15 protein-coding genes are annotated in these 26,851 nt (G+C 61.8%); 10 read left to right on the top strand and 5 right to left on the bottom strand.

Annotated features, from left to right (window positions below):
• The first annotated feature begins 53 nt into the window (after positions 1 to 53).
• Entirely contained in the window at positions 54 to 659 is a 606-nt protein-coding gene (locus tag JX292_RS03425; protein ID WP_204861459.1) for an NAD(P)-dependent oxidoreductase, read from the top strand.
• A gap of 291 nt (positions 660 to 950) precedes the next feature.
• Positions 951 to 2,153 (top strand): TerC family protein, encoded by a 1,203-nt coding sequence (locus JX292_RS03430; RefSeq protein WP_204861461.1) that lies wholly within the window; start codon positions 951 to 953, stop codon positions 2,151 to 2,153.
• 118 nt (positions 2,154 to 2,271) lie between these two features.
• Here the strand turns inward: JX292_RS03430 and JX292_RS03435 are convergent, their stop codons facing one another.
• Positions 2,272 to 3,705 (bottom strand): alpha/beta fold hydrolase, encoded by a 1,434-nt coding sequence (locus JX292_RS03435; RefSeq protein WP_239653618.1) that lies wholly within the window; start codon positions 3,703 to 3,705, stop codon positions 2,272 to 2,274.
• An 85-nt stretch (positions 3,706 to 3,790) separates the two neighbouring features.
• Positions 3,791 to 6,394: a DEAD/DEAH box helicase gene (locus JX292_RS03440; RefSeq protein WP_204861465.1), complete on the bottom strand. Its 2,604-nt coding sequence runs from the start codon at positions 6,392 to 6,394 to the stop codon at positions 3,791 to 3,793.
• 417 nt (positions 6,395 to 6,811) lie between these two features.
• On the opposite strand from JX292_RS03440, the gene JX292_RS03445 reads away from it, so the two are divergent.
• The 3 genes from JX292_RS03445 (at position 6,812) to JX292_RS03455 (ending at position 12,574) form a co-directional block, all read left to right on the top strand.
• The gene (locus tag JX292_RS03445; RefSeq protein WP_239653619.1) at positions 6,812 to 8,722 is read left to right on the top strand and encodes an ABC transporter transmembrane domain-containing protein; all 1,911 of its coding nucleotides are present in this window, start codon (positions 6,812 to 6,814) and stop codon (positions 8,720 to 8,722) included.
• 1 nt (position 8,723) lies between these two features.
• Positions 8,724 to 10,472, top strand: a complete 1,749-nt coding sequence (locus JX292_RS03450; protein WP_204861467.1) for an ABC transporter ATP-binding protein — start codon at positions 8,724 to 8,726, stop codon at positions 10,470 to 10,472.
• 398 nt (positions 10,473 to 10,870) lie between these two features.
• Positions 10,871 to 12,574 (top strand): bifunctional hydroxymethylpyrimidine kinase/phosphomethylpyrimidine kinase, encoded by a 1,704-nt coding sequence (locus JX292_RS03455; RefSeq protein WP_204861470.1) that lies wholly within the window; start codon positions 10,871 to 10,873, stop codon positions 12,572 to 12,574.
• Between the two features lie 265 nt (positions 12,575 to 12,839).
• Here the strand turns inward: JX292_RS03455 and JX292_RS03460 are convergent, their stop codons facing one another.
• From JX292_RS03460 to JX292_RS03470, 3 genes are all read right to left on the bottom strand, one after another.
• On the bottom strand, positions 12,840 to 13,613 hold the full coding sequence (locus JX292_RS03460; protein WP_204861471.1) for a slipin family protein: 774 nt from the start codon (positions 13,611 to 13,613) through the stop codon (positions 12,840 to 12,842).
• Between the two features lie 225 nt (positions 13,614 to 13,838).
• Positions 13,839 to 14,669 carry a transposase gene (locus tag JX292_RS03465; protein WP_204861473.1) on the bottom strand — a complete coding sequence of 277 codons (831 nt, stop codon included), beginning with the start codon at positions 14,667 to 14,669 and terminating at the stop codon, positions 13,839 to 13,841.
• A gap of 2 nt (positions 14,670 to 14,671) precedes the next feature.
• Positions 14,672 to 17,083 carry a nitric-oxide reductase large subunit gene (locus JX292_RS03470; protein WP_204861476.1) on the bottom strand — a complete coding sequence of 804 codons (2,412 nt, stop codon included), beginning with the start codon at positions 17,081 to 17,083 and terminating at the stop codon, positions 14,672 to 14,674.
• 602 nt (positions 17,084 to 17,685) lie between these two features.
• Here JX292_RS03470 and JX292_RS03475 point away from each other — a divergent pair.
• The 5 genes from JX292_RS03475 to JX292_RS03495 all read left to right on the top strand — a co-directional run bounded on the left by JX292_RS03475 (position 17,686) and on the right by JX292_RS03495 (position 26,710).
• The gene (locus JX292_RS03475) at positions 17,686 to 18,366 is read left to right on the top strand and encodes a lysophospholipid acyltransferase family protein (protein WP_204861477.1); all 681 of its coding nucleotides are present in this window, start codon (positions 17,686 to 17,688) and stop codon (positions 18,364 to 18,366) included.
• Between the two features lie 123 nt (positions 18,367 to 18,489).
• Entirely contained in the window at positions 18,490 to 20,433 is a 1,944-nt protein-coding gene (gene uvrC, locus JX292_RS03480) for an excinuclease ABC subunit UvrC (RefSeq protein ID WP_204861479.1), read from the top strand.
• A gap of 176 nt (positions 20,434 to 20,609) precedes the next feature.
• Entirely contained in the window at positions 20,610 to 21,815 is a 1,206-nt protein-coding gene (gene metK, locus JX292_RS03485; protein WP_204861486.1) for a methionine adenosyltransferase, read from the top strand.
• A 32-nt stretch (positions 21,816 to 21,847) separates the two neighbouring features.
• Positions 21,848 to 24,256, top strand: a complete 2,409-nt coding sequence (locus tag JX292_RS03490) for a primosomal protein N' (RefSeq protein WP_204861488.1) — start codon at positions 21,848 to 21,850, stop codon at positions 24,254 to 24,256.
• Between the two features lie 75 nt (positions 24,257 to 24,331).
• Positions 24,332 to 26,710 (top strand): aconitase, encoded by a 2,379-nt coding sequence (locus JX292_RS03495; protein ID WP_204861490.1) that lies wholly within the window; start codon positions 24,332 to 24,334, stop codon positions 26,708 to 26,710.
• Positions 26,711 to 26,851 lie beyond the last annotated feature (141 nt).

Raw genomic sequence — 26,851 nt, forward strand, 5'->3', positions numbered from 1 at the left:
CAAGAAAAAACCGCAAGAAAAAACGTCAGAAACCCATCCGAAAGGAACCCCTCATGAACATCGCAATCATCGGCGCAACCGGCATGGTCGGCGCACGCACCGCAGCAGAAGCAATCTCCCGCGGCCACCAGGTTGACGCCTACACCCGCTCCGGCAAGGCACCCGAAGGCACCACCGCCCACAGCATCGACATTGCAGACACCGCAGCCCTGGTCGACATCGTCAACAACCACGACGTCACCATCGTCGCCGTCTCTGCAGGTCGCGGCACCTCCGCACAGCCCGTCATCGACGCACACCGCGCACTGATCGCGGCAGCACCTGCCGGTCGCCTGCTGGTCGTTGGCGGCGCTGGCTCCCTCGAGGATGGCAACGGCAACCGCTTTGTTGACGGCGAAGGCTTTCCCGAAGAGTACAAGCCCGAGGCGAGCGCATTCGCCCAGATTCTCGACGAGTACCGCGCCTCCGAGGGTCTGAACTGGACCATGCTCTCCCCGGCGTTCGAAATTGCACCGGGTGAGCGCACCGGCACCTACAACACCGCACTGGACACCCCCGCAGGTGAGTTCATTAGCGCCGAGGACTTTGCTGTCGCCCTGATTGACGAGGCTGAAGAGCCCAAGCACGTGGGCCGCCGCTTCACTGTGGCCAACTCATAGCAGCGCCAGCTAGATAGCGTGTATTCGTTGCCCAGAACGCCGCATCTGACGGATTCACCCCACCGGATGCGGCGTTTGCGTGCCCGCTGCTCTTGGAAAACCCTCCGGGGGCTCCTGGGTGAAAACCCTAACCTGCTGTATAATCGTTCACCGAGCAAGGGAGTATCCCATCAATCGACTCATCGTCAGCACGTTAGCCGAAGGCGCCTAACCGGGGAGTCGAGCCAACCTCCATTCAGGACGGCGGGAGAGACTTGTGGTCCTGTACGCACACCACAAGAAAGGCTCCCCATGGAAGTTACCGGGTTGCAATGGTTGGTTACTATTCTCATCATCGCAGGCCTGCTGGCCTTCGACTTCGTGTTCCACGTCCGTAAGGCGCACGAACCCACCGTCAAGGAAGCCGCCATCTGGTCGGCGATTTACATCAGCATCGCCGTGCTGTTCGGCCTGTACATTTTCGTGACGAACGGCCCCTCCGCCGCCACGGAATTCTACGCGGGTTACATCACCGAAGAAGCGCTCTCGGTCGATAACCTCTTCGTCTTCATGATCATCATGGGCACCTTTCGCGTTGCCCGTGAAAATCAGCAGAAGGTCCTGCTCTTCGGCATCATCTTCGCCATCTTCGCCCGTGGAGCGTTTATCTTCGCTGGCGCCGCCATCATCAACTCCTTCGCCTGGGTGTTCTACATTTTCGGTCTGGTCCTGCTCATGACCGCGGGTAACCTGCTCAAGGACGAACTCACTGAAGGCGACGGCGACGATGAGGCCGATAACATCATGGTTCGCCTCGCCAAAAAGTACCTGAAGACCAGCGACCACTTCGACGGCGACAAGCTCTTCACCCTCGAAAACGGTAAACGCGTCATGACCCCCATGATGCTCGTCATGGTCGCTATCGCCGGTTCTGACCTGCTCTTCGCGCTTGACTCGATTCCCGCGATTTTCGGCCTCACCCAGTCCGTCTACATCGTGTTCGTGGCGACCGCGTTCTCCCTCATGGGTCTGCGCCAACTGTACTTCCTGATTGACGGCCTGCTGGACCGCCTCGTCTACCTATCCTACGGCCTGGCAACCATCCTCGCGTTCATCGGTGTGAAGCTCATCCTGCACGCAATGCACGAGAACAACCTGCCGTTCATCAACCACGGCGAGTCCGTGCACGTGGTTGAGATTACCACCGAGATGTCCCTGTTGGTGATCGTGGGCGTTCTGGTCATCACCGTGCTTGCCTCGCTGCTCAGCCCCAAGGGCCGCGCATTGCAGACCATCCAGCGTGTCCAGGCGCTCTCCGAGAAGTACCTGGCACTGCCCGAGGATGCACCCGTCGCCCAGCGCGCGGACATCACCGCCCGCTGGCAGCAGGAAACCAAGAAGCTCAACGCCATTCCCGCCAAGTTGCGTGCTGAGCTGATCGAGAAGGAAGACGAGTACCACGCCCTCGTGCTGCGTGCCCGCACCGCCCAGGATGCGCATGCCTCCTCGAAGTAGCGCCAAGCGGCCGTAACGCCTGAGCCGCCGAGACGCTCGCGGTCCAGCTCAAGCGCCCACGCTAAAGCCCCTCACACCGGATCAACCGGAGTGAGGGGCTTTCGCTATATTGAAAGTTTTACTGGTTGTGAACCTCAGCCAGCATGTTCTTCAGGTGACCCAGAATGGTCATCGAGTCAGAACCGAAGCCGTCGTGGTGGTGGGTCTTCGAAGTCCACACGTGGGTGTTGCCGACCCAGCGGGCGGTCTCCATAGAGTGCTCAAAGTCGACGTACACGTCCGGGTTATACGCCGCAGCCACCACGGGAACCTCATTCTTGTGCAGCTGTGCGTGGTCGTACAGGCGACCCCAGTCCTTCTTCTCGGCCAGCAGGTTAGCAACCTCGGCCAGCGGACGCAGGGCGGGATCCTCCTCGTAGTACCAGGGGAAGATGTGCTCGCCGGTGAAGAGCAGCTTCTCCGCATCCGGTGCGAACTCGGGGCGGGACGCCGCCACGCGAGCAGCAGACCAGTTGGTCGGTGCAGGGGAGGGAGACAGCTCGTAGCCGGGGATGCCGGGCAGAACGCCGTCAGCGGGGCCGTCAGCGTAAATAGTCTCGTGCATCAGGGCGTACAGCGGGTTCGCCTGGAAGGTCACCTCAGCACCCATAGCGGTCAGGAACTGATCGGACAGGTGGTCGTTACCCTCAGCAAAAGCACTCTCCAGGAAGTAGTGCAGATTACGTTCACGCCAGCGGCCACCCAGGAAATGACCGGCCATCTGGAAACGGTGGTCGGTCAGGCGCTCACCGGTAGGCAGGTACTCCTTATGAGTGCGTAGGTGCTCAGCGATGCGGGTTGCCAGCTCGGCATCCTCAGGGAACCAGCTGTAATACTCCTCGACGCGCTCCTTCATGCGGTCGAAGGTGTGCTGGTAGACATTGTCCACGGAGGTACGAATCGGTGCCAGACCCGCAGTGATGCGGCAGTCGCGCAGGGACTGAGGTGCGAACGACAGGTAGGACAGGGTCAGGAAGCCACCGAAGGACTGGCCGATGGTGGACCAGCGCTTATCGGCACGGTCCGCCAGTAGCACCTCGCGGACAGCCTCAGCGTCAGCGATGATGGAGTCCGCACGGAACAGCTCAGTGTACTCAGCCTGAACCTGCGGGTCACCCACAGCGGTGATGTTGCGAGCAGACAGCGGGGAAGACAGGCCCGTACCGCGCTGATCCAGCAGAATCACGCGGTGGGTCTTGGCCAGCTCAGCAATCCAGCCGCTAATAGAACCGGTCTTCGGCGAACCGAAACCGGGACCGCCCTGCAGGTACACAATGTAGGGGCGCTTATCTGCCGGAACGGTCAGAGTTTCATTAGTGCTCACAACCTCGCGGACGAACACGGTGATGGTCTGGTCCGCAAAACGGGAAGAGAGAGCGGCATCCTTGCCCTTGGAGAAAATCAGACCGTGGGTCAGGGGAACCTGGAACCAGTGGTCAGTAATCTCGTAGCCGTCGTGCTTGACGACTGAACCCTTGCGGTACTCAACCTTGGGAAGCGAAGAAACGGTCAACGGTGAACCTTCTTTCAATCAATAGATGTGTGTGGGCAGTTACCTTGTATTCTAGCCCACTTCTAGGGGTTTGACGGGTGTGTTTCTAGAACTCACCAACGCTCAGAATCTTCAGCACCGGGTACCCCGCCTCATCAGAGGCCGCCAGATCAACCTCGGCACGAATACCGAAGTCAAAGTGATCTTCGGGGTCGGCGAAGCTTTGCTGAACCTTCCACACGCCCGGGTGTGCGGCGGTGTCCTCATCCATGCTGACCAGACGCGGCGAGCGCGCATCGGCGTCCGTGTAGATATCGTCGTAGACGTCGAAGTAGTCGTCCATGGCGTCCGCCCAGCGGTCGGCATCCCACCCGCACCACTCGTCCAGGACACCCAGGGCGCGGTCGCGTTCGTCGGCGAAGAGCTCCACGCGGCGGAAGAGGGCGTTACGCACCATCACGCGGAAGGCGCGCAGGTTCTTCGTCACGGCGGGAGGCTCTTCCTCCTCGATGGAGGAGGCGTGCTCGGCGGTAATGGTGGCGGTGTCTTCGCCGGCAGCCAGCTTCTCCCACTCGTCCACCAGGGAGGAGTCGGTCTGGCGTACCAGCTCGCCGAGCCACTCGATAATGTCGTCCAGCTCGTCGGTCACGGCAGAATCGGGGATGGTGTGGCGCATCGCCTTGTACGCGTCGGAAAGGTAACGCAGAAGCACGCCCTCGGCACGTTCCAGCGAGTAGAACTGCACAAAATCATTGAAGCCCATCGCGCGTTCGTACATGTCACGCACAATCGACTTGGGGCGCGGCTCAAAACGGGCCACCCACGGGGCGGACTGCTTGTAGGTCGTGTACGCCTGCTCAATCAGCTCTGCCAGCGGCTGCGGGTAGGTGACCTTGTCCAGCTCGTTCATGCGTTCGGTGTACTCCACGCCGTCTGCCTTCAGCTGGGCCGATAGCTCGTTCTTTGCCTTGCGCTCCTGCGCGTACAGCACTTGGTTCGGCGAATCCAGGGTTGCCTCGATGAGGGAGAGCGCATCCAGGGCGTAGCTGGGCGATTCGGGGTCCAGAAGCTCCAACGCGGCGACCGCAAAAGCGGACAGCGGCTGGTTCAGAGCAAAGTTATCTTGCAGGTCCTCGGTCAGGCGCAGGTAGGAGCCGTGCTCATCGGGGGTTTCGGTGCGCTCAATCACGCCGCCGGTCAGCAGCTCCTTGTAGATGCCAATCGCCTTGCGTAGCAGCTCGCGGCGGCGCGCGGGGCTCTCGTGGTTTTCCTGAATGATGCGGTAGGCGGCAACGACCGGATTTTCCGGGCGGTGCATCAGGTTCAGCAGCATCGCGTGAGTGATGTCGAACGAGGAGGTCAGCGGCTCCGGTGCGGCGGCCACCAACTGGTCAAACGTCTTCTCGGACCAGCCAACGAAGCCTTCCGGTGCCTTCTTGCGCTTGGAGGACAGCGACTGGTTAATGCGCTTAGTGTCGTCACCGAACTTCGCCTGAGCCTTAGCAAGCAGACGCGCGTTCTCAATATCGTGCTCGGGTGCCTGAACCACCACGGTGCCGGCGGTATCGAAGCCCGCGCGGCCTGCGCGTCCAGCAATCTGGTGGAACTCGCGGGCACGCAGACGACGGCTACGTGCACCATCGAACTTCGACAGCGCCGTAATGAGCACGGTACGAATCGGCACGTTAATGCCCACACCCAGGGTGTCGGTACCGCAAATGACTTTGAGCAGACCCTCCTGAGCCAGCTGCTCGACCAGGCGGCGGTACTTGGGCAGCATGCCCGCGTGGTGAATACCGATACCGGCACGCACCAGCTTATTCAGCGCCTTACCGAAGCCCGGACCGAAGCGGAACTTCGCGATGAGCTCGGAGATGCGTTCCTTATCTTCCTTGGAGGCGATAGCGACCGAAAGCAGTGCATTCGCCTGCTCCAGCGCCGCCTTCTGCGAGAAGTGCACAATGTAGACCGGGGTCTGCTTGGTCTGCACGAGCTCCTGCACGGTCTCCTGAACCGGGGTGGTGGAGTAGTAGAAATGCAGTGGAATGGGGCGCTCAGAATGCGCCACCAGGTCGCTCTCGCGGCCGGTCAGCGCCGTCATCTCCTCCTGGAAGCGAGTCGTATCGCCCAGGGTCGCACTCATCAGCAGGAACTGCGCCTGCGGAAGCTCCAACAGGGGAAGCTGCCACGCCCAGCCGCGTTGTGGGTCGGAGTAGAAGTGAAACTCGTCCATGATGACCTGGCGGAGGTCCGCCTCCTTGCCCTCACGCAGGGCAATGTTGGCAAGAATCTCTGCAGTACAGCAGATAATCGGCGCCTCCGTATTAATGGCGGAGTCGCCGGTAATCATGCCCACGTTCTCGGCACCAAAAATATTGATGAGGTCGAAGAACTTCTCGGATACCAGCGCCTTAATGGGGGCAGTGTAATAGGAACGCTGACCGGTCGCCAGGCCCGTAAAATGCGCGGCAACAGCCACCGTGGACTTACCCGAACCGGTCGGGGTTGCCAGCACCACGTTATGTCCGGCGGCAATGCTCAGAACGGCCTCGTCCTGGGCGGGGTAGAGGGTCATGCCGCGGGTAGAAATCCACTCGGTGAAGGACTCGTAAATCTCTTCGGGGGTGAGGGGATTGCCCTTGAAATCGCGTCGATTATAATCACCGGGGTTCTCGCCCAGCGAGGGAGAAAGAAAATTCAAAATACTCATCGGAACTCCAGTGTATCGGGAATGAAGTGGCCCAGCGCGGCGTTGCGTCAGAGCAATTATGCCTTGGACGGGCTCGATATTGGTGTGGTCTCGAACCTCTTATCCTTGAAACAACCCGCGAATGTTAGAATAAGAATACCATACTCGAAAACATTTTCGTACATATGCTCGAAAATCCCACGAATGTGGCCCGTCTTTGATAGGCTCGATGTAACGAATAGTACGGTAACAACTGGCGCGCCCGTCACAAACGCAATGTAGCAGCACGACATCCACCCGGCACTCGCTTCCGGGAAACACACATTGAACACCCACGCTATACCGCGCTAAAACATGCACAGAGGGCCTCCCGTCCGCACCATCACAGGGCTTACTGCTGGCGGTCGAGGCTCGCACAGAAGAAGGAGGGACCGCGCAGTGCCACAGAATACCACCGGCCCGGAGACCACCCCAGACGGCTACACCACCAACGTCTCAACCAGTCAGGCGCACTTCGATTTAGTAGACTACACAACCGAAAAACCGGATGAGAACAATACCCTCACCAGCGAGGAACCGAATAGTAGCGAACAGCGCAAAGCGGAAGAGGAAGCCCTCAAAAAGCGCCTCGCCCTGCGCGTCACCGCACCAGGACATAAATACCCCTGGCACCGCTGGGCAATCCCCATCGTGGGTGAAACCACCGCGGGTACCGGTGCGATTCTTATCCCCGTCATGGTGGGTCAATTCATCAACCAGCACATCGCTGGCAAAGCCCCCGACGCCTGGCCCATGTTCTGGGTGGTCATCGCAGCCATCACCTTCATCGTGATCAATGAGTTCTTCGGCTGGGGCACCTCCATGACCCTCAGCGCGGAACTTGGCCGCGACTGGCGCATCTACATCAACCGGCTTATGGGGCGCACCCGCGCTGGCGTAGACTCCGGCGAAGCGGTCACCGTCATGAACAAAGACGTACGCCGCATTACGGACGTCTACTTCTCACTGCCGCTATTCGTCAACGCCATGATTGTCGCGACCCTCGGTGCCGTGCAGCTCTGGCTGATCAACCCCGTCACCGCGGTTGTCACCCTCATCGGCACGATTATCGTGGTTAGCGTGATCGCCTGGTACTCGACCTTCCTCGAATCCAAAATCGGCGAATACCGCGAAAAGGACGGCGAAGCCTCCTCACGCGCCTCCGACATCGCCACCGGTCTGCGCACTATCGCCGGCCTCGGCGCCGAAAAGCAGATGCGTGAACGCTACCACCGCGGCACCGACGAAGTCTTTGACAGCTACATGCGCTACGAAAAGACACACCGCTGGATGTTCCTTATCCGCGCGCTACTCGGCGGTACCGTGACCCTGCTCGGCATCGGCTTCGCCCTCACCGGCCACGTCGAAAACGGCCGCTGGGTCTCCGACACGCCCGCCGCGTCCCTGGTGACCGTCGCCTCCATTATTGCGATGATGGGCGGCCCCATCTGGATCACCCAGAACTTCCTCACCGCATGGCGATACGCCAAGATTGCGCTCGCTAAGGTCGCCCGCCTCGAAGGCCACGCGGGTGTACGCCAGGGCGTGCTGAAGAGCCCGCGCACCGACGAAGAAATGGCGCAGCTGGCACGCGCCGAACAGGCAGTCGAGGCGAGCAGCCTCGAGGTGCCCGTACCCGTCGCTCCCGCCGGTGCAAGCAACCCGCGCATCGTGTACGTCAACCCGCGCGACTACAACCTCACCGCGCAAGACTACGCCGAGGCACTCGCCCGCGCCCTGCGACGCGGGGGAGAGGACCTCAAGGACGCAACCGGCCGCCGCGTGCTGCTGAGCGAACCCAACCCCATGATTTTCGCCGGAACCCTGCAGGAGCACCTGCGCCTGGGCACCGTGCCGAACCCCGACGAGGAGCTGGCACAGGCAAAGGATGAGGAACTGCTGAAGATTACCGACTCCCGCGAAATCGCCTACCGCCTGGGCGGACGCAACCCCGAAGACTACTTCGCCGCCCGCATCACCAGCGAAGGCGCGAACCTCTCCGGTGGTCAGCGTCAGCGTCTGGCGCTCGCCCGCGCACTCGCACAGGACGCGCAGGTGCTGATTCTGACCGAGCCGCTAAACTCCGTGGACGAACCCAGCCAGCGTTACATCTACGATGCGATGGAAACCCAGGTCGGTAGCGACCGCCTGCCCGTCGGCTACCCCGGCCTGCTACAGGATTTGGAGCAGGTCTACATTGTCTCCACGACCGCGGAGACGACCCGCCGCATGGAACGCGACGGCTACCCGGAAACCGCTCAGTCTGAAACTGCTCAGACCGAAACCACTCGGAATCAGGAGGTGAACTAGCATGGCAAAGCAGCTCCCCATCGAAACCCCCGCCTACGTGGCACGCCGCATGTGGAACTACCTCGCAGCGCATAAGGGGCGAGCCCTCTACACCTTCGTCATCTACATGGTCAGCACCCTCATGGGTGCGGTGGTGCCCCTGCAGATTGGTGCCACCGTGGACGACGTGGTGGCGGGCAAGTTCTCCAGCTACCCGTGGCAGCCGATTCTGATTATCCTGGCGGCGTTCATCGTGCAGGCGATAACCCTCATGGTCTCCTCGTACAGTGCGGCCCGACTGGGTGCGCTTGTCACCCGTGACGCCAACCAGGACACCCTCGACGGCACCCTCGACCTGGACGCACGCACCGTGGAAGAAGCCGGCAGCGGCGACCTGCTCACCCGTGTGACCGACGACCTGTCCTCGGCGGCGAAATCCGTCAGTGAGGACCTGCTCGGTGCAATCTACGTGGTGCTGTACTTCCTAATCTCCACCATCTCGCTAGCGGTTGTGAGCCCGGCAATGGGCCTGATTATGCTACCCATGATTGCTGGTCTTGCCCTTATCATGTCGAAGATGCTGCCGCTCATGGCGGCACGCAACCAGACCGCCCAGGAGCGCGTGAGCGACCTCAACAGCGTGCTGACCGAGAACATCCGCGGCACCTCCACGATCCGTGAGCTGGGCGTTCATACTGCCCGCGAAGACGCCTTCGCCGGTGAAAACAAGCGCCAGTTCGCCGCGCAGCTGGGTATGGTGCGCATCCGCCAGCTGTACTTCACTGTGGACGCCATCAACGCATGGATGCCCACGATTCTGTGCATGCTCTGGGGTGCCGCCTGCGTGGCTCTCGGCTGGGCCAGCTGGGGTGCCGTGGCGACCGCCTCGGTCATGGTGTTCAGTCTGCGAACCCTCGCCGACATGCTGAACCACCACGTCAGCAGCCTGCGCATCATGCTCGTGAACATGGGTCGTGTGTTCGGCGTGGTCTCCTTGGCGAAGAAGCAGCGTGAGGCGCGTGCACAGCACCGCGCCGAAGCATTCGCCGCAGTATCGGACGAGGCCGTGAAGAACCCGGAGTACGCCATTGACTGCACCGACGTTTCCTACGGCTATTCGCCGGACGCCCTCGTTCTGGAAGGCATCAACCTGAAGATTCGCCGCGGCGAGGCGCTCGCCCTGGTGGGCCGTTCCGGTTCGGGTAAGACCACCATGGCTCGTCTGATTGGTGGTTCGCTGACCGCCCTGGAAGGCACCATCACCGTGATGGGTCGTCCCGTCGGTCACGGTGACTTCCCGACCGATGCCGCCGCCGATGGACGCCCGCGCCTGCTGGTCTGCACCCAGGAAGCACACGTCTTCTTCGGCACCCTCGCCGATAACTTTACGGTGGTCATGCCGGATGCAACCGTCGAGCAGATGGGCGGGGCACTGGACGCTATCGGCGCTCGCTGGTGGCGCGACCTGCCGCAGGGCATGGATACCGTCATCAGTGGTGCGGATTCGCCTCTGACCCGCGACCAGGTTCAGCAGCTGGCGCTGGCACGTATCGTGCTGGCTGACCCGCACGCCGTGATTCTGGACGAGTCCACCACCCAGCTGGAACTCGCGGACGCCACCGAGTCTCTGCGTGCCGTGCTGGCGAACCGCGCGGTGCTGATTATTTCGCACGATGCGCGTATCGCCTCCCTGGCTGACCGTGCGGTCCTGCTGCACGAGGGTAGGATCATTGCGGAGGGTTCACCGGCAGAGATTTTTGCCCTGACCTAAGCCAGGCAATACGCCCGGTGTATATGCCGTGTGCATGCAGCTCTGTAGATAGTGCCCGGTACCGTCTAAAGCGGTGCCGGGCACTACTCGTTTAAAGGCGTTTCGGGGCGCTGATGGGTGTTGAGATAATGCGTTGGGGCGGGTGCTATAAAGCGCAGTAAAAACGCAGTAAAAACGAAAAATTCGCAGAGATTGCGTGTATGGTGCGCCAGAACCCAGCCCACTCAGGAATCTACATGATAGGCTGACAGAGCGATATGGGGTGCCTTGACACTATGCCCCTTCACCAGCGTCTGCTCAGAATTTTCTGAAAGGCGCACTCGGTGAAGTACATGCTTCTCAAGGCTGAGAATCACCCATTGAACCTGCTCTAGTTCGAACTAGCGAAGGGATTATCGATGAAGGCAGAGCAGCCTACCGCGCACACCTGCGCACCCGCCACTAACACCGCCGCTGGAACCCCCAACGTGCCGAGGGTCCTTTCCATTGCGGGAACCGACCCCTCCGGCGGTGCTGGCATCCAAGCGGACCTCAAGTCCATTACCGCTTCCGGTGGTTACGGTATGTGCGTGACCACCTCACTGGTCGCCCAGAACACCTGTGGGGTTCGTGAAGTGTTCACCCCGCCTCTGGAATTTCTGACCGCGCAGCTCGCCGCTGTTTTCGATGACGTCACGGTAGACGCCGTGAAAATCGGTATGCTCGGGGATGCAGACACAATCCGCACGGTTCGTACTTGGTTGAGTGAACACCCCGTGCCCGTGGTCGTGCTTGACCCGGTCATGATTGCTTCTAGCGGTGACCGACTACTTCGTGCAGAAGCTGAGCAGGCGCTGCGTGACCTCGTGCCGCTTGTGGATGTGATTACCCCGAATATTCCGGAGCTTGCCGTGCTCTGCGAAAAGGAGCCTGCCCAGACCTTTGAGGAGGCGCACGAGCAGGCAACGAACCTGGCGGCGGCAACCGGAACCACCGTCATTGTCAAGGGCGGCCATCTGCACGGTGATGATGCCGGTAACACTGCGGTCTTCCCGGACGGCACCTGCGCGCACGTGCGCACCCCGCGCCTGGACAGCCGTAACACGCACGGTACCGGATGCTCCCTGTCCTCCTCGCTGGCAACCCGTCTGGGCGTGGAACTGCTGAAGCGCGCAAAGACTGCCGAGCCCGCCGCAGACCCGCAGCTGACCAGTGAAGACACCTACCGCGCCCTGCAGTGGAGCACCCGCTGGCTCCACGAATCCATTGCCGCAGGTGCCCGGTTGCATGTCGGCTCCGGAGAGGGACACGGTCCGGTAGACCACGCCGCCCGCGCTCGCCGCCTGGAGGCAGCCGCCTCCGCCTACCCGTGGCGTCACCTGCTCGCCACCACCGACTCTGAGGGCAACACTCTCGATGGCACCAGCCCGCAGCGCCTGCTACCGGCCAGCCCCGTCCCCGCCGGTGAAGCCGTCGTAAAGCCCGCCGGTCCGTGGACTGCCGCGCTCTGGGCTGCGGGTGGTGAAACCTGGCGGCAGATCCTGGACCTGCCCTTCGTACGTGCCCTCGGTGACGGCACCCTCGACGAGGACCTGTTCTCCTTCTACCTGGACCAGGACGCCCTCTACCTGCGCGACTATTCGCGAGCGCTCGCAACCCTCTCGGCACGTGCTGATACCGCTAAGGGGCAGGTGCATTGGGCTGCCGGTGCGCATGAGGCGATTGCCGCCGAATCACAGCTTCACGAGGGCTGGTTGGCAAACCGTGCCCGCCTGGGCGGCCCCTCGCCGATCACGATGGGGTACACGAATTTTCTGCGTGCCTTCACGGCCGGTGAAGACTATGTGGTCGGTGCCGCCGCTATCTTGCCCTGCTACTGGCTCTACGAAGAAGTCGGCGCCGTGCTCTCCTCGCAGAATCATGAGGGTCACCCCTATGCGGACTGGCTGAGCCTCTACGGTGGCGAGGAGTTCGCCTCGGATGTGGCCCGTAGCCTCGCGGAGGTGGAGCATGCCTTTGAGGTGGCCTCACCGGCCCAGCGTGTGCGTGCGGCGCAGGCGTACCTGTCGGCGTGCGTGTATGAGCGTGAATTCTTTGATCAGGCTCACCGAGCGCTACGTTAGCGGGTAGGAACCGGCGTGATGCACCTGCCGCACCCGCATCTTTAGAACGTGTGGCTGATGTGCCGAAAGTGTGGTTCGCCGCAACCACCCCCATCTGCCTTCCCTGTGGTGGGCTGGGCGCTTTCCTCGTTGGATTCTATCGGCAAACACTCTATATAGATATATCCCGTGCAGATACGGTCATCTGCACGGGATATATCTATGCGGTATACAGCGGGTGTACTACCGATGAGCTGTCGCGAACAGCTCAAGGGGGAATGAGGGCTTACTTGCTCTCACCCTTGAGTGCACCCACGAGGGGGCCGATAACGTCCATGGGCAACGGGAAGACCACGGTCGAGTTCTGGTCGGCACCCAGCTCCAGCAGGGTCTGCAGGTAACGCAGCTGCAGGGAGGCGGGGGACTGGCTCAGAATGTCGGATGCTTCCTTCAGCTCGCTCGAAGCCTCAAGCTCACCGCGTGCCGAAATGATCTTTGCGCGGCGCTCACGCTCGGCCTCAGCCTCACGAGCCATAGCGCGCTGCATGGCCTCGGGAATCTCAACGTCCTTAATTTCAACGAGCTCAACCTGGATACCCCAGTGCTCCGTGCGGGAACCAATGATGGAGCGCAGGTCCTCGTTCAGATCCTCACGGTGTGCGAGCAGGGTGTCCAGGTCAACGCGACCCAGCAGGGAACGCAGGGTGGTCTGGGCAATCTGGCTGGTGGCAATCGGGTAGTTCTCGACCTCAAGCACGGCGTTCTTGGCGTTGGTCACGCGGAAGAGGACCACGGCGTTCACACGGGCGGGAACGTTGTCCTTGGTGATGACTTCCTGCGGGGGAATGGTCAGGGTGATGACACGCATGTCAACGCGCTGCAGGGAGTCGACGAGGGGGAAGACGAGGTTCAGGCCGGGCTTCAGCTCGGAACGCAAGTGACCGAAGCGGAAGGAGATACCGCGTTCATATTCGGGGATGACGCGGAACATACGAATCAGAATAAAAAGAATAATGACGGCAACTGGGATGAGGATTGTTGCCAAGGTGACGGGATCCATGGGTTTCCTTCACATCTATTCGGGATGGTTCATTCGGGAGGGCGGTATGTGCACCCGTCGACTGCGCCTCGTACAGACTCGACGGGAGGGTGTGTCCGGAAAGTCCGCCAGCGGCACCGCGGGGTGCTTACGACGGTCCTTCCGGCGGGGAAGCTTCAGGGGGTAATGCGCAATGGGCCTCCGCCCCGGCAGGGGAACGCCGGGACGGAGGGACCATCAGCATTGCTACTTCTTCGCCAAGTTCTCGGCGGCCTCAACTTCGGCCAGGTTCTGCTCCTGTAGGACCTCGTTCGTGGTCTTGTGCAGTCGCTTAACCGAGGCGCCGGTACCGCTCCAGGCGGGGCGATCCGGGTCGATGACCGAGGTGCGAACCGGCAGGGATGCATCCGCAATCATCTGCTTGCGGGCCTGCTCGGTACGGCGCTTGCGCTCATTCGAGACGCCACCCCACTTCGCTGCGAAGCGATCCATCTTCACGCTCATCGACTCTTCGGCGGTGGATGCGTGAATATGCTTCGGGTCGCCCTCGAAGTTGGCGGGGGAGTGCATGAGCTTAATCGCCAGCGGGTAGGTCAGCGATAGGGTGACCACCACTGCGGCTGCCTCCACCAGAAGCTCCAGGGGAGAGTGCCACACGATGGCCGCACCAATCATGACCACTACGCCCAGCAGGGAGACCGCCACGGCCAGGCCGCGGTGGAATCGTCCCGACTCGGAGTAGGGCCACTCGTCCACCTCGCGGGTGAGCTCGCGGCCGTTTGCCGAGACGGTGCAACTGTCCTTGATCGGGCAGGTGTTGCATACGCTGGGCTTAGCGCGGTAGCGCATGACGCGGTTGTCTGAGTCGAAGGCCGTGGCCCACAGCCACTGGTCTTCGGGGCAGAGCCACGCGTCGTTCTCTTCGTGGTAGGTGAACCCGAAGGTGCGCGCCGCCACGACACGCTGGCTGGTGCGCTTAGCGAGAATATCGAAGCACCACCCTACGGCGACTAGACCGAGTGCGTACACGCAGGCTAGCCACACGAAGATAGATACTCCAGCAATCTGCTCAGGCATGGTTAGCCTCGACGATCGCTACGGTAGGGGCTGGTCTGCTCGGGCAGTTCCTCAGCAGCCTTGGCGCCGGCGAACTCGGCGATGCGAGCGTCGTCAACCACCTCGTACAGCGGGGGCTCGGGCAGCTCGAGGACGGTCTCCTTGGAGTTCTTGGAGAAGATCTCCTTGATACCCAGCCATGCCAGCTTGATCAGCGGGAAGATGCCGATTAGGAAGATGACGTCACCGGGCATACGCATCCAACCCATCACGGCGGAAGCGCCGTCGTGGATGAACGCGAAGGAACGAGCCTCGTAGTAGCCTTCACCAACGGACTTGTACAGCTGAGCGATACCCAGCGGCAGCAGCGAGATGAAGGACATCCACAGCAGACCGATATTCAGGGTCCAGAAGGAGAACTTCAGACCCTTCTCAGGCCACTTGTTCTCGGGAATCAGGTAGCGCAGACCGAAGACCGCGAACGCGATGGCGAGCATACCGTACACACCCATCATGGAGGCGTGTGCGTGGTTTGCGGTCAGCGCGGTACCGATTTCGAAGTAGGACACGATCGGCAGGTTGATGAGGAAGCCGAAGACACCTGCACCGAGGAAGTTCCAGAAGCCCACGGCGATCAGGAACATCACGGCCCAGCGGTGCGGGAAGGGCTTGGTGCGGTTGGAGTACTGGCGAGCACCCAGCTGCATGAAGCCCCATGCCTCAACGGTCAGGAAGGTCAGCGGGATAACCTCAGCTGCGGAGAAGAACGCACCGAATGCCATCTGCTCGGAGGGGGTACCGACGAAGTAGGTGTGGTGCAGGGTACCGACCACGCCACCGACGGAGTAGAGCACGGCATCCATCATGATGATGGAGATAGCGATGCGCTCGCGGACCACGCCGAGCAGCACGAAGATGTACGCCACCATCACGGTGGTGAACAGTTCGAGGAAGTCCTCCACCCAGAGGTGAACCACCCAGAAGCGCCAGAACTCGGCGACCGACACGTGAGTGCGCTGGCCGGCGAGCAGGCCCACTGCGTAGAACATGGGGATGGCCAGACCCGAGAACAGGAACAGCCAGGGGAGGGAGGTCTTCTTCGAGCCCTTCAGGCGCGAGGAGAGGGTTCGCCAGACGATCACAATCCAGATGAACATGCCCGCGGTGAGCAGAATCTGGAAGAATCGCGGCAAATCCAGGAACTCCCACTGCTGCGAGAAGATGGAGTTGGTGGGGACCAGACCCTTCTGCGAGAACCATTCGTTCAGCAGCGAGCCGAGCACCACGAAGACCACGGCACCGATGAGGATGTAGGTCAGCAGACCCTGCTTCTTCGGCTCGCGGCGGGTAATCAGCGGGGCGATGAAGATACCGCCCGCCAGGAACGCGCCTGCGGTCCAGAAGAGGGAGAGCTGCAGGTGCCAGGTTCGCGAAATCGTGTAGGGCATCAGCTGGCCCATGTCGATACCGAAGAAGCCTGAAATTTCCTCTCGATAGTGCTCTGTGAGCGCACCCACCAGAGCCTGCAGGAGGAAGAGCACCAGGATGGTTGCCAGTAGCAGGCCGGCGGCCTTCTGCGAGGGGGTCAGCTTCACTTCATCGGGCTGGCGGAAGTCGAGGACGGGCGCCTCTTCAGCGTGCCAACCGATGGAGCGGGACCAGCGACCGTAGATGGCGAACATCAGACCGGTACCACCGATGAGGGTGATCAGGGACAGAGCCGACCAGACCATGAGGTCTGCGGTGGGCTTGTTGTCAACGTTCGGCTCGGAGGGCCAGTTGTTGGTGTAGGAGTAGGGCTGATCGGGGCGATCTGCTGCCGAGGCCCATGCGGTCCAACCGAAGAAGGCGACGAGGTCGTGCAGCTCTTCGTCGTTCTTGATGGCGTTCGGGAACAAGCCCTGCGAAGTGTCACCCTTCATCAGGGTGTCGCGGTAGTGTTTGAGCATGAGCTGGTAGCCCTTGGTCTCACCAGCGGACCAGGTTAGGGTCTTGGTCTGCTCGTTGTACTTGTTCTCCTTGCGCCACTCGTTCTTCACGAGTTCGCGGGGATCCTGCTTGCCCTGCTCACGATACTCCTTGACGGCGGCATCGGTGGTCAGGCGCAGGTATTCTGCAGTGTAGTCGGGGCCGAGGTAGGCGCCGTGGCCGAGGACGGAACCGTACTGCTGCAGGCCGCGTGCCTGGAAGAGTTCCTGACCGCGCAGGATCTGTTCCTGGGTTGCGATGGTTTTGCCGTCGTTGCCGACAATCTTGTCGGGTAGCGGCATGGAGAGTGCGTAAGTGCGCATCGCGAGGACTGCCATGATGGTGAAGCCCAGGAGCATCACAAACGCAACAGCCTGTACCCAGCCTTTACCGGCGTAGGCACCGACCATGTCTGTGCGGCGGGCAATTTTAGCTGCCTCAGCACGCGAGACGGGTTTTGTAGCCATAGTGATATGTCTCCAGTGTGCGTGGATTTGCGGTTTGGATGGGATCGACGCACATCCGCTGGAGGGCGGCTCACTGGGTAGCGAATCGTCCGGAAGGGGAGGTGCGACAACTCACCCTTACCCTATTTTTGCATATCAAATGCGTATTTATAAAACTTTGGTGACGAGGTGTCTCAATATGACACTGAGGGTGTTTAAAGACCATGTTCTGGAAGGCAGTAATGCGTCTATTGTAGGTTATTTACCATAATCAAACATTATCAACGCTCATTTCATAGTAAAGATGAAGATATAGCTTATAAATTATGGTTTATATATTAAATAAGGATAAATGAGTCACAACCGCGAAATACCCAATATACCTACCACAAATCCCCGTTGCATAAATCCTCTTGAACCCCGTTCGACTGGCCCTGGAAGAACCAAGGAAGAACAGAGGTGCCAGTGGTCCGGGGTATGGAATAATGAAAACGATAACGGACGCCAACGTCCCCTCATCCCTAACACGGTACATACGGTATGCGTCGCGGGGGAGAAGCTCTTCCGCATCACATATTTCACCGCCGGCCCGCCCACCGCCGGTACAGCCTCCAGGAGTTCACATGAAGATTTATCAGGCATCCCAGAAAGCCGTCACCGGAATTCTGCGCACCGTTTTCCGCGCTCGTGTGACCGGTCTCGAGAACTTCCCCGCCACCGGCCCGGTGATTGTCGCCTCCAACCATCTCTCCTTCCTGGACTCCATCATTATTTCCGCTATGATGCCCCGCCGCGTGGCATTCCTCGCCAAGGCCGAATACGTGAACACCCCCGGCCCCCGCGGCAAGATGATGAAGGCCTTCTTCGAAGCCGTGGACATCATCCCCGTCAACCGTGCCGACCGCTCCGAATCGCTCAAGGCACTCGATATCGCCCTGGAGAAGCTGCAGGAGGGCAAGGTCTTCGGCATTTACCCCGAAGGCACCCGCTCCCGCGATGGCTACCTGTACCGCGGCAAGATTGGCGTGGCCTGGCTGGCACACATGACCGGCGCACCCGTCGTACCCGTCGGCCTGATTGGTACTGACCGCCTGCAGAAGCCCGGCTCGAACATGATTTACCCGCGCCGCTTTACGATTCGCGTGGGCAAGCCGCTCTACTTTGAAAAGACCGGCGAGAAGATGACCGGCAAGCAGCGCCGAGTCACCACCGACACGATTATGGATGAGATTGCCCAGCTGTCCGGCCAGGCGCGAAAGAACGAATACAACGTTTCGCCCTCAGCCGCACGCGACGCAGGCTAGGCCTTCATCCCGCGAGCTACGCGTAGACTTTAACCGCGCATCCACGCATGAGCCCCACGCACGGGGCCGGTGCAGGATGCGCGGTTTGTCGTCTATCCGCCCGCGCCCGAGGAGAAAGCACCCATGGCAGAGCCCTCCAGCTACCGTCCGGCCCCCGGAGAAATTCCCACCGACCCGGGCGTCTACCGGTTCCGTGACGCTGACGGGCGCGTCATCTACGTGGGCAAGGCCAAGAACCTGCGCAACCGCCTCAACAGCTACTTCGCCTCGCCCGAGACGCTGCGACCCAAGACCTACGCGATGGTGCACACCGCCGCCAGCGTCGAATGGACCGTGGTAGCCAGCGAGATGGAATCGCTGCAGCTCGAATACACCTGGATCAAGGAGTATGCGCCGCGCTTCAACATCGCCTTCCGCGACGATAAGTCCTACCCGTACCTGGCCGTGACCGTCAACGACGTGTACCCGCGCGCCATGGTCACCCGCGGTGAGCGCCGTAAGGGCGTGCGCTACTTCGGCCCGTACTCGCAGGTGTGGGCCATCCGCGAGACGCTGGATGCCCTGCTGACCGTCTTCCCGGTGCGCACCTGTACGAATGGCGTGTTCCAGCGCGCCAAGAACAGCGGACGCCCCTGCCTGCTCGGCTACATCGACAAGTGCTCGGCCCCCTGCGTGGACAAAATCAGCGCCGAGGACCACCGCGAACTGGCCCGCGGCCTGACTCGCTTCATGGGCGGGGGTGCCGAGAAATACATCGAGCGGCTGACGAAGGAGATGAAGGAAGCCGCCGCCCAGATGGACTTTGAACGCGCCGCGGTGCTTCGCGACGACATTGCGGCCCTCACCAAGGCCTTCGAACGGAACGCCGTGGTGCTCGGTCCGACCGTGGATGCCGACCTCTTCGCCTACGTCGAGGACGACCTCGAGGCATCCGTTCAGGTGTTCTTCGTGCGCGGCGGCCGAATCCGAGGTCAGCGCGGCTGGATCGTGGAAAAGGTGGACGACAGTACCGACGCGCAGCTCATCGAGCAGCTACTCACCCGCGTGTACAGCGATATTGCGGCCAGCCTGGCTGCTCAGAAGGGGAGCGGCGCCGAAAGCCTGAACAGCTACGATATTCCGCGCTCCGTACTCGTGCCGGTGGAGCCCGAGAATAAGGAGCAGCTGGCGTCCTGGCTGGCGGAGGTGCGCGGCGGGCCCGTGGACATCACCGTTCCGCAACGCGGCGACAAGGCCGAACTCATGAAGACCGTCACCGAGAATGCCCGCCAGGCCCTCACCCTGCACAAGAGTCGCCGTGCCGGTGATTTGACCACCCGTAGCGCCTCCCTCGTGGAGTTGCAGACGGCCCTTGAGCTTCCCGACCCGCTGCTGCGCATCGAATGTTACGACATTTCGCACGTGCAGGGCACGAACGTGGTCGCCTCCATGGTGGTCTTTGAGGACGGCATGCCCGCCAAGAAGGCCTACCGCACCTACAGCATCACCGGGGATGCCGCGCGCGACGATACCGCCAGCATGTACGACGTCATCACCCGCCGCTTCAAGAGGCACCTGGCCCAGCAGGCCGAGCGCGCCGAGGCCCCCACACGCTCCGGGGAAATTGACGCCTCCACCCCCGAACCGCAGACCTTCGCCTACCCGCCGAACCTTGTGCTCGTGGACGGCGGCCCGCCCCAGGTGGCCGCCGCATCCGCCGCCCTGAGCGATTTGGGTATTACCGATGTGTACGTGGCCGGAATCGCCAAACGTCTGGAGGAACTGTGGCTACCGGACGACGACTACCCGGTCGTGCTCCCGCGCACCTCGGAGGCGCTGTATCTGGTGCAACGCATCCGCGATGAGGCGCACCGCTTCGCCATCACCTTCCACCGCTCCAAGCGAGGTAAGGCGATGGTCGCCTCCGCCTTGGACGAGATACCCGGCCTGGGTGAGGTGAAGCGCGCCGCACTCGTGAAGCATTTCGGCTCGGTGGCGCAGATTAAGCAGGCCACCGAGGAGGAGCTGACGCAGGTGCCCGGCATTGGTCCGGCGCTTGCACAGAAGATCCTGGCGGCGCTGGCGTAGTGCGTGGATTGGGTGAGCCCCACCGGCTGTGCATCGGGGCAGGCTACACGTGACCGGTGCGTGAATCCGCGAATTCGGCCCGTAACCGGTTGTCATAAACGTGTCATAATTGAAGGAAACCGTCATCATTACGGGCGCGCTACCTTTGCGCGCCCTCAACCAGTAGAGTGGAAACCGTGAGTACTAACCATCTACGCCTGTTCACCAGCGAATCGGTGACCGAAGGCCATCCTGACAAAATTTGTGACCAGATTTCCGACGCAATCCTGGACGGCATTATTGCCCAAGATCCCGCAGCGAACGTTGCTGTGGAGACCATGGTGACTACCGGCCAGGTGCACGTCGCCGGTGAGGTGACCACCTCCAGCTACGTCGAGATTCCCTCCATCGTCCGTGAGACCATTCTTGACATCGGCTACGATTCTTCGACCCGCGGTTTCGACGGCGAGTTCTGCGGTGTCTCCGTCTCTATTGGCGAGCAGTCCCCGGACATTAACGCCGGCGTGTATGAGTCCCTCGAGGTTCGTCAGGGCATCGCCGCCGACGACTACGACCGCCAGGGTGCGGGTGACCAGGGCATCATGTTCGGCTACGCATCGAACGAGACCAACGTGCTGATGCCCGCTCCCATCTGGCTGGCACACCGCCTCTCCGAGCGTCTGACCAAGGTGCGTAAGGAAGGCCTGCTGACCGACCTGCGCCCCGACGGCAAGACCCAGGTGACCCTCGGCTACGACGCAAACAACAACCCCGTCTCCGTGGACACCGTGGTTGTTTCGAGCCAGCACACCGCCAGCTACGATTTGGCCGATTTGCGCGCTGATATTGAGAAGCACGTGATTACCCCCGTGCTCAGCTCTGTGGATCTGGACTCCTCCAACACCAAGTTCATCGTTAACCCCGCCGGTCGCTTCGTGCAGGGTGGTCCCGTCGGTGACGCCGGCCTGACCGGCCGTAAGATTATCGTGGACACCTACGGTGGTTCCGCACGTCACGGTGGTGGTGCGTTCTCCGGTAAGGATCCCTCGAAGGTGGACCGTTCCGCAGCCTACGCCATGCGCTGGGTCGCCAAGAACATCGTGGGCGCCGGTCTTGCCGACCGCGCTGAGGTTCAGGTGGCGTACGCTATCGGTCAGGCAGCACCTGTTGGCCTGTATATCGAGACCTTCGGCACTGAGCAGGTTGACCCGCTGAAGATTGAGCGCGCTGTGCGCGAGGTCTTTGACCTGCGCCCGCTGGCCATCATTAACGAGCTGGACCTGCGCCGCCCCATCTACCGCAAGACCGCGGCTCACGGCCACTTCGGCCGCACCGAGCCGGAGTTCACCTGGGAACGCCTCAACCGCGTGGATGCGTTGCGCTCGGCAGTGTCCTCCTCCTAAGGCACGTTTCGCGAACGAGATTACGATAGCGCGTGAGTCAGAACCGCTCTGATGAACCGACGGTACCCGCGGGTACCCAGCAGGAATCCCTGCAACAGCTTGACCTGTTGCAGGGATTTCCTGCTCTTCGTGATGCCCTGATTCCCGCAACGGCCGAACCGGTCAGCGTGGCCGCCGAGTTGCAGGCTAGCGGTGTGGTGAACCCCGTGGCGCGCGTGCGCGTGGACAGCACTCTGCCGCAGGTGGATCGCACCTTTGACTATCGCGTGCCCGCCGAGATGAGCGAGGATGCGGTGCCCGGTGCCCGCGTGCGCGTCATGTTTAATGGGCACGAGATGAGCGGTTACATTGAGGAGCGCGCGGCCACGACTGATTGGACGCGGTCTTCGCTTGCACCGCTCAAGGGGGTGCTTTCGCGCGTGCCGGTGGTGGCGCCCGAGATTTTCAGCGTGGCGGAGGCGCTGGCCGACCGGTACGCCTCCACGGTGGCGAACGTGTTGCGTCTGGCGGTTCCTCCGCGCGTGGCCGCCTTGGATAAGAAGTATGCGCCGTTCCTGCCGGGTTACGAGCTGGCCGGGATGGGCCCTCAAGCCTCGGGTGAGGGGGAATCTGTCGGTAACTCTCCGGTTGAAGGTGAGAGTGGTGAATCTCAGGTTCAGGCTGAGGGTGAATCAGTTAAAAACTCTCTGACCAGTGGAAATGGTGCTGAGATCGACTCCTACGTCTGGCTCGCCACCCCCGGCGCACCCGCGCCCTTCACCCTTGAGCCTCCCGCCCCGCTGGAGGGCGCCCCCGAGGCCGCCGCGGTCTTCTCCAATTACGAAAACGGCCCCGAATTCATCGAGGACGTGGCCGCCGGCGTCGCGAGCCGCGCCGTCATGACCATGCTTCCCGGCCACCTGGAACACACCTGGGCCGATGTGCTCGCCGCGGCACTGGCCACCGCGGCAACCTCCGGGCGGGGTGCCATCGCCGTGGTCCCCACCGCCAAGAGCCTCGACCTGCTGGAGAGCGCCCTCGCACGGGTGCTCCCCGCCGACTCCTACACGCGCCTGAGCGCCGACTCGGGCCCGCACGCGCGCTACCACGGATTCCTCAAGGCCCGTCTGGGCCGCGTGCCCGTCGTCATCGGAACCCGCGCAGCCGCCTACGCCCCGGTCGCGAACCTGGGCCTGGTCGTCTGCTGGGACGACGGCGACTCGTCGCTGCTCGAACAGCGCGCCCCCTACTGCCACGCCCGCGACGTGCTGCTCTTGCGCGCCTCCGCGGAGAACGCCGCGGCGCTCTTCGCCGGGTTCACGATGAGTAGCGAGGCGGCCCGACTGGTACGCACACGCTGGGCCACCTACCTGCGGGCCCCTCGCGCACTCGTGCGCGAGTACTCGCCGCGCATCTTCTCGACCGGCTCGGAGTACGAGCTGGCCCGCGATCCGCTGGCCGCCGTGGCGCGCATCCCGCACCTGGCCTTCGAACAGGCTCGCCGTGCCCTGTCTCGCGGCCCGGTGCTCGTGCAGGTAGCTCGCAGCGGTTACGTGCCCTCGTTCTCGTGCGCTCGATGCCGCATGCCCGCCCGATGCACCGTGTGCAGCGGCCCGCTTTCGCTGGCTTCCGGTTCCTCGGTGCCCTCTTGCGGGTGGTGCGGCCACCTGGCCCAGCAGTGGCGGTGCCCCGAATGTGGTTTTAATCGTTGGCGTTCCTCGACGGTAGGCGCGGTGCGCACGGCTGAGGAGCTGGGCCGCGCCTTCCCGAACGTTCCGGTGATTTCCTCTTCGGGCGACCATGTACGCGCGACGGTTGGCCCGGAACCGGCTCTGGTCGTGGCGACTCCCGGGGCGGAGCCCGTGGCTTTTGGCGGTTACGCGGCGGCTCTGCTTCTGGATGCCGATAAGATGCTCTCCTTCGATTCCCTGCGTGCTCCCGAGGCCGCCCTACGTCGTTGGCTTAACGCGGCGGCCCTTGTGCGTCCGGCCGCGTTGGAGGGGGCCGTGGTGACGACCGCCTCGCCCTCGCCCGTGGAGCAGGCCCTCATCCGCTGGGATCCGGCCTGGTTTGCCCGTGAGGAGCTGGAGGAGCGTTCCCAGACGGGTCTGCCTCCGGCGGTGCGCACGGCTGCGGTGACTGGTGCTGAGGCCAATGTGCGCTCCTTTATGGAAATCTTCATGGGTTCTTCGGCCCTGCCCGAGTCCGTGCGTGAGCAATTGCGGGTGGTGGGCCCGGTTCCGCTGGACCACGGCTATCTCGCCTGGTCAGAGACCCTGGAGAATGATCCGGAGGAAGCCCCGGTGCACGGGGATTGGCGTGCTCTGCTCTTCTTCTCCTACGGTATTGCGCAGAAGGTGACGCACGAGCTGCGCGCCACGCGCGCCACAATGGCCGCCCTCAAGAAAACCGTGGGGGAGCGGCCTGTTCAGGTGCGTTGCGACGGCCTGGACGTGCTTTAAAACCCGCAATCTTGCAGTTTTATCGACTCGACGCAATGCAGAAAACGCAGAGGTACAGTGCAGAAAGGGGGCACCGTGGATCGCCAGTTAGTGAAGGGCAGTTCCCTACCCTCGGATGAGCAGCGGGCCCTGTTGGAGTATGCCTCCCGGCACCCTGAGAGCACCCTGCACAGTACGGGCCGCCGGCACGATGTTGCGGTCCTGCTGATTCACGGCATCGGATACCAGAATTTTGGTGAGACCCTGGACTACTTCGGTAAGCCGATGGCGCACAGCCTGAAAACGCTGGCCACGATGGCGAGCGCGACCGCACCCGATACCGGGGCTGATGCCGGATCTGATACTGTGGGCGATTCTGAGGCGGCGGCCCGGGGGAGCGTTACGCTCATTCCCGACGGTGATACCCAGCCGCCCTCGGCGGAGGTGACCTCGCGTAGTGAGCACCGCGAGCTGAGCTACGCGCTCACGCTGGAGTATGTGCGGATCCCGGAGGCTCCCGAGACCTTCGGAGTGCCCGAATCTCCCAAGGCTTCCGAAACTCCGGAGGACCCGGAGACCGCCGATGAGCCGAGCGCTCCGTCGTTGCAGGCGCGCATCTCGGAAGGGCTGCGTGCTCAGGAGCGACGCCTGCAGGAGCGCTTCAACGCTTCGCGTTCGAGCCGTCCGGAACGCCCGGAGCGTTCGGTGGTGCGTCGTAGCATCCTCCTTCAGGAGGGTTTTTGGCGCCCGAAGCACTATCGTCCCCTGAAGGATCACCTGCCCTGGCTGGTGTCTGTGCTGCCGCTTTTCCTCATGTTCTGCCTCTACTATGAGCGTCCCGGCCGCTGCTGGACCGATCGTGTCGGGCAGTTGCTTCGGTCGATAGTGCGTTTTGTGAACGTGGCCGGGTGGCTGGTGTTGGCTGTGGTGACGGTTGTGACGATGCGTGACGCTTTCGTCACCTCCCTGGGCACGAGTTATGGTTTGTTGACGGCCCTGGTGGCCGTGCTCAGTCTGGGTATTTTGGGTTGGGTTTTGGTTCGTCGTGCCCGCGAGCTGTGGGCGCTGGTGAAGGCGATTCCCACGCAGCTGATTCAGACGGCGACCAGCCCCGAGTCTCGTGATTTGGAGCGCATCTACGCGCGTTTGGATCGTCAGTTGGACCTGCTGGCGGCCCGTAGCGATGCCCCGGGTATTATCGCTCATTCGCAGGGTGGGTACCTTGGGTATGAGCTGTTGCGTCGCCGCGCGAAGGCTGGGAAGAAACCCCTGCGTTTCTTCTATGGGCTGGGTAACGCTGTGGTGCCGATTAGCATCATTGCTAGTGACCGCAACGACATTCCCGTCCCGCTTGATAGCTCCGGAGGGTTCCGTAACCGCCTGACCCTGCTGACCTTGGGCGTGGTAGCTGGGTTCGCTTGGGTTCAGGAGGCTCTGCTCCTGGTCGGCCCCTATGCTTCCCTGTTGCGCCATATGATGTTGATTCCGTTGACGCTGAGTGCGGTCACGGTTGTTTTCGCTGTACTCTCGGCGGTGAAGGGGCGGGGTCGCATTGCGCAGGGTGCGGGGGCGGGCTCTGCTGTTTGGAATGCCTACGGCACCCGTTCCCTGGTTAAATGGCTGATTCCGACGCTCTTTGTGCACGGGGTGTTCATGATGTTTACCTCCCTCATGCTGGTGCTTGCCTACCTGAGTGGTGAGGTGAGGGGCCCTGCATCCACCGCCTTGGGTGTGGCGTTCTGGTGTGTCGTGATGCTGGTGATTGCCGGGTCAGTGCGTAGCTGCTGTCACCTGTTCGTGCGCGCCTATGCGCCTTCGTTGCAGGAGATGAACGTGGCGGATCACTGTGAGATTGCGGCGCGCGGTGATAGCATCGGGCGTTCGAATATCACACAGCCGACTGACGTGCAGGTTACCTTCGTGACCCTGCCGGGGCCTTCGGTGAGTAGTCACATGCAGTATTTTGATGCCAGCTCACCGGTTCCTCTCATGCTGTCGCACCGTTTATTGCCGCATGTTCTACCGGCTGACACGCACCTGCTGGAGGGCGTGAGGGATATTGGGGCGGAGTTCAATTGCGCTTTTGCTCGTGCTAAGAAGATTGCGCGTGCGGTGCACTATAGCCTGTATGCGGGGCTGACTGCGCTATTTGTGGTGCTGTTGAATGCGGCGTCGCTTCTGCATGTTTCGGAGCAGGTTGGTTTGGATGTGTCGGGTCTGGAGTCTGCAGGGTTTGAGCGGGCGGCGGCCGATGCTCGGTACCTGAGTGAGCGCGTGGATTCGCCCGGGGGTGGTCTCGTTGTGTTGGCGGTTCTGTTTGCGGTGGAGGTGCTACTTGTGGTGGTGCTGTCTCCGGTGACGCAGCGTTGGTTCCAGCGGTTTATGGTGGCGAAGATTGATCGCGCTCTGGCGCGGGAGAATGCCGTCGGGGGAGTTGATGATGAGCTGAGCGCGTCTCGGCCCGATGCGGGTTAGGACAGTGTCGGATGGGGGTGCGCACCCACAGAAATTAATGCATCATTGTGCATATTATTTGCCTGGTAGGTTCTAGTGGAATCTTTGTATTTTCAACTGGTTTAGTCGCCGTATTCACGGTATTATATTCATCACCGTGGA

Origin of the sequence: Rothia mucilaginosa, from assembly GCF_901875305.1 — a bacterium.
GTDB lineage: Bacteria > Actinomycetota > Actinomycetes > Actinomycetales > Micrococcaceae > Rothia.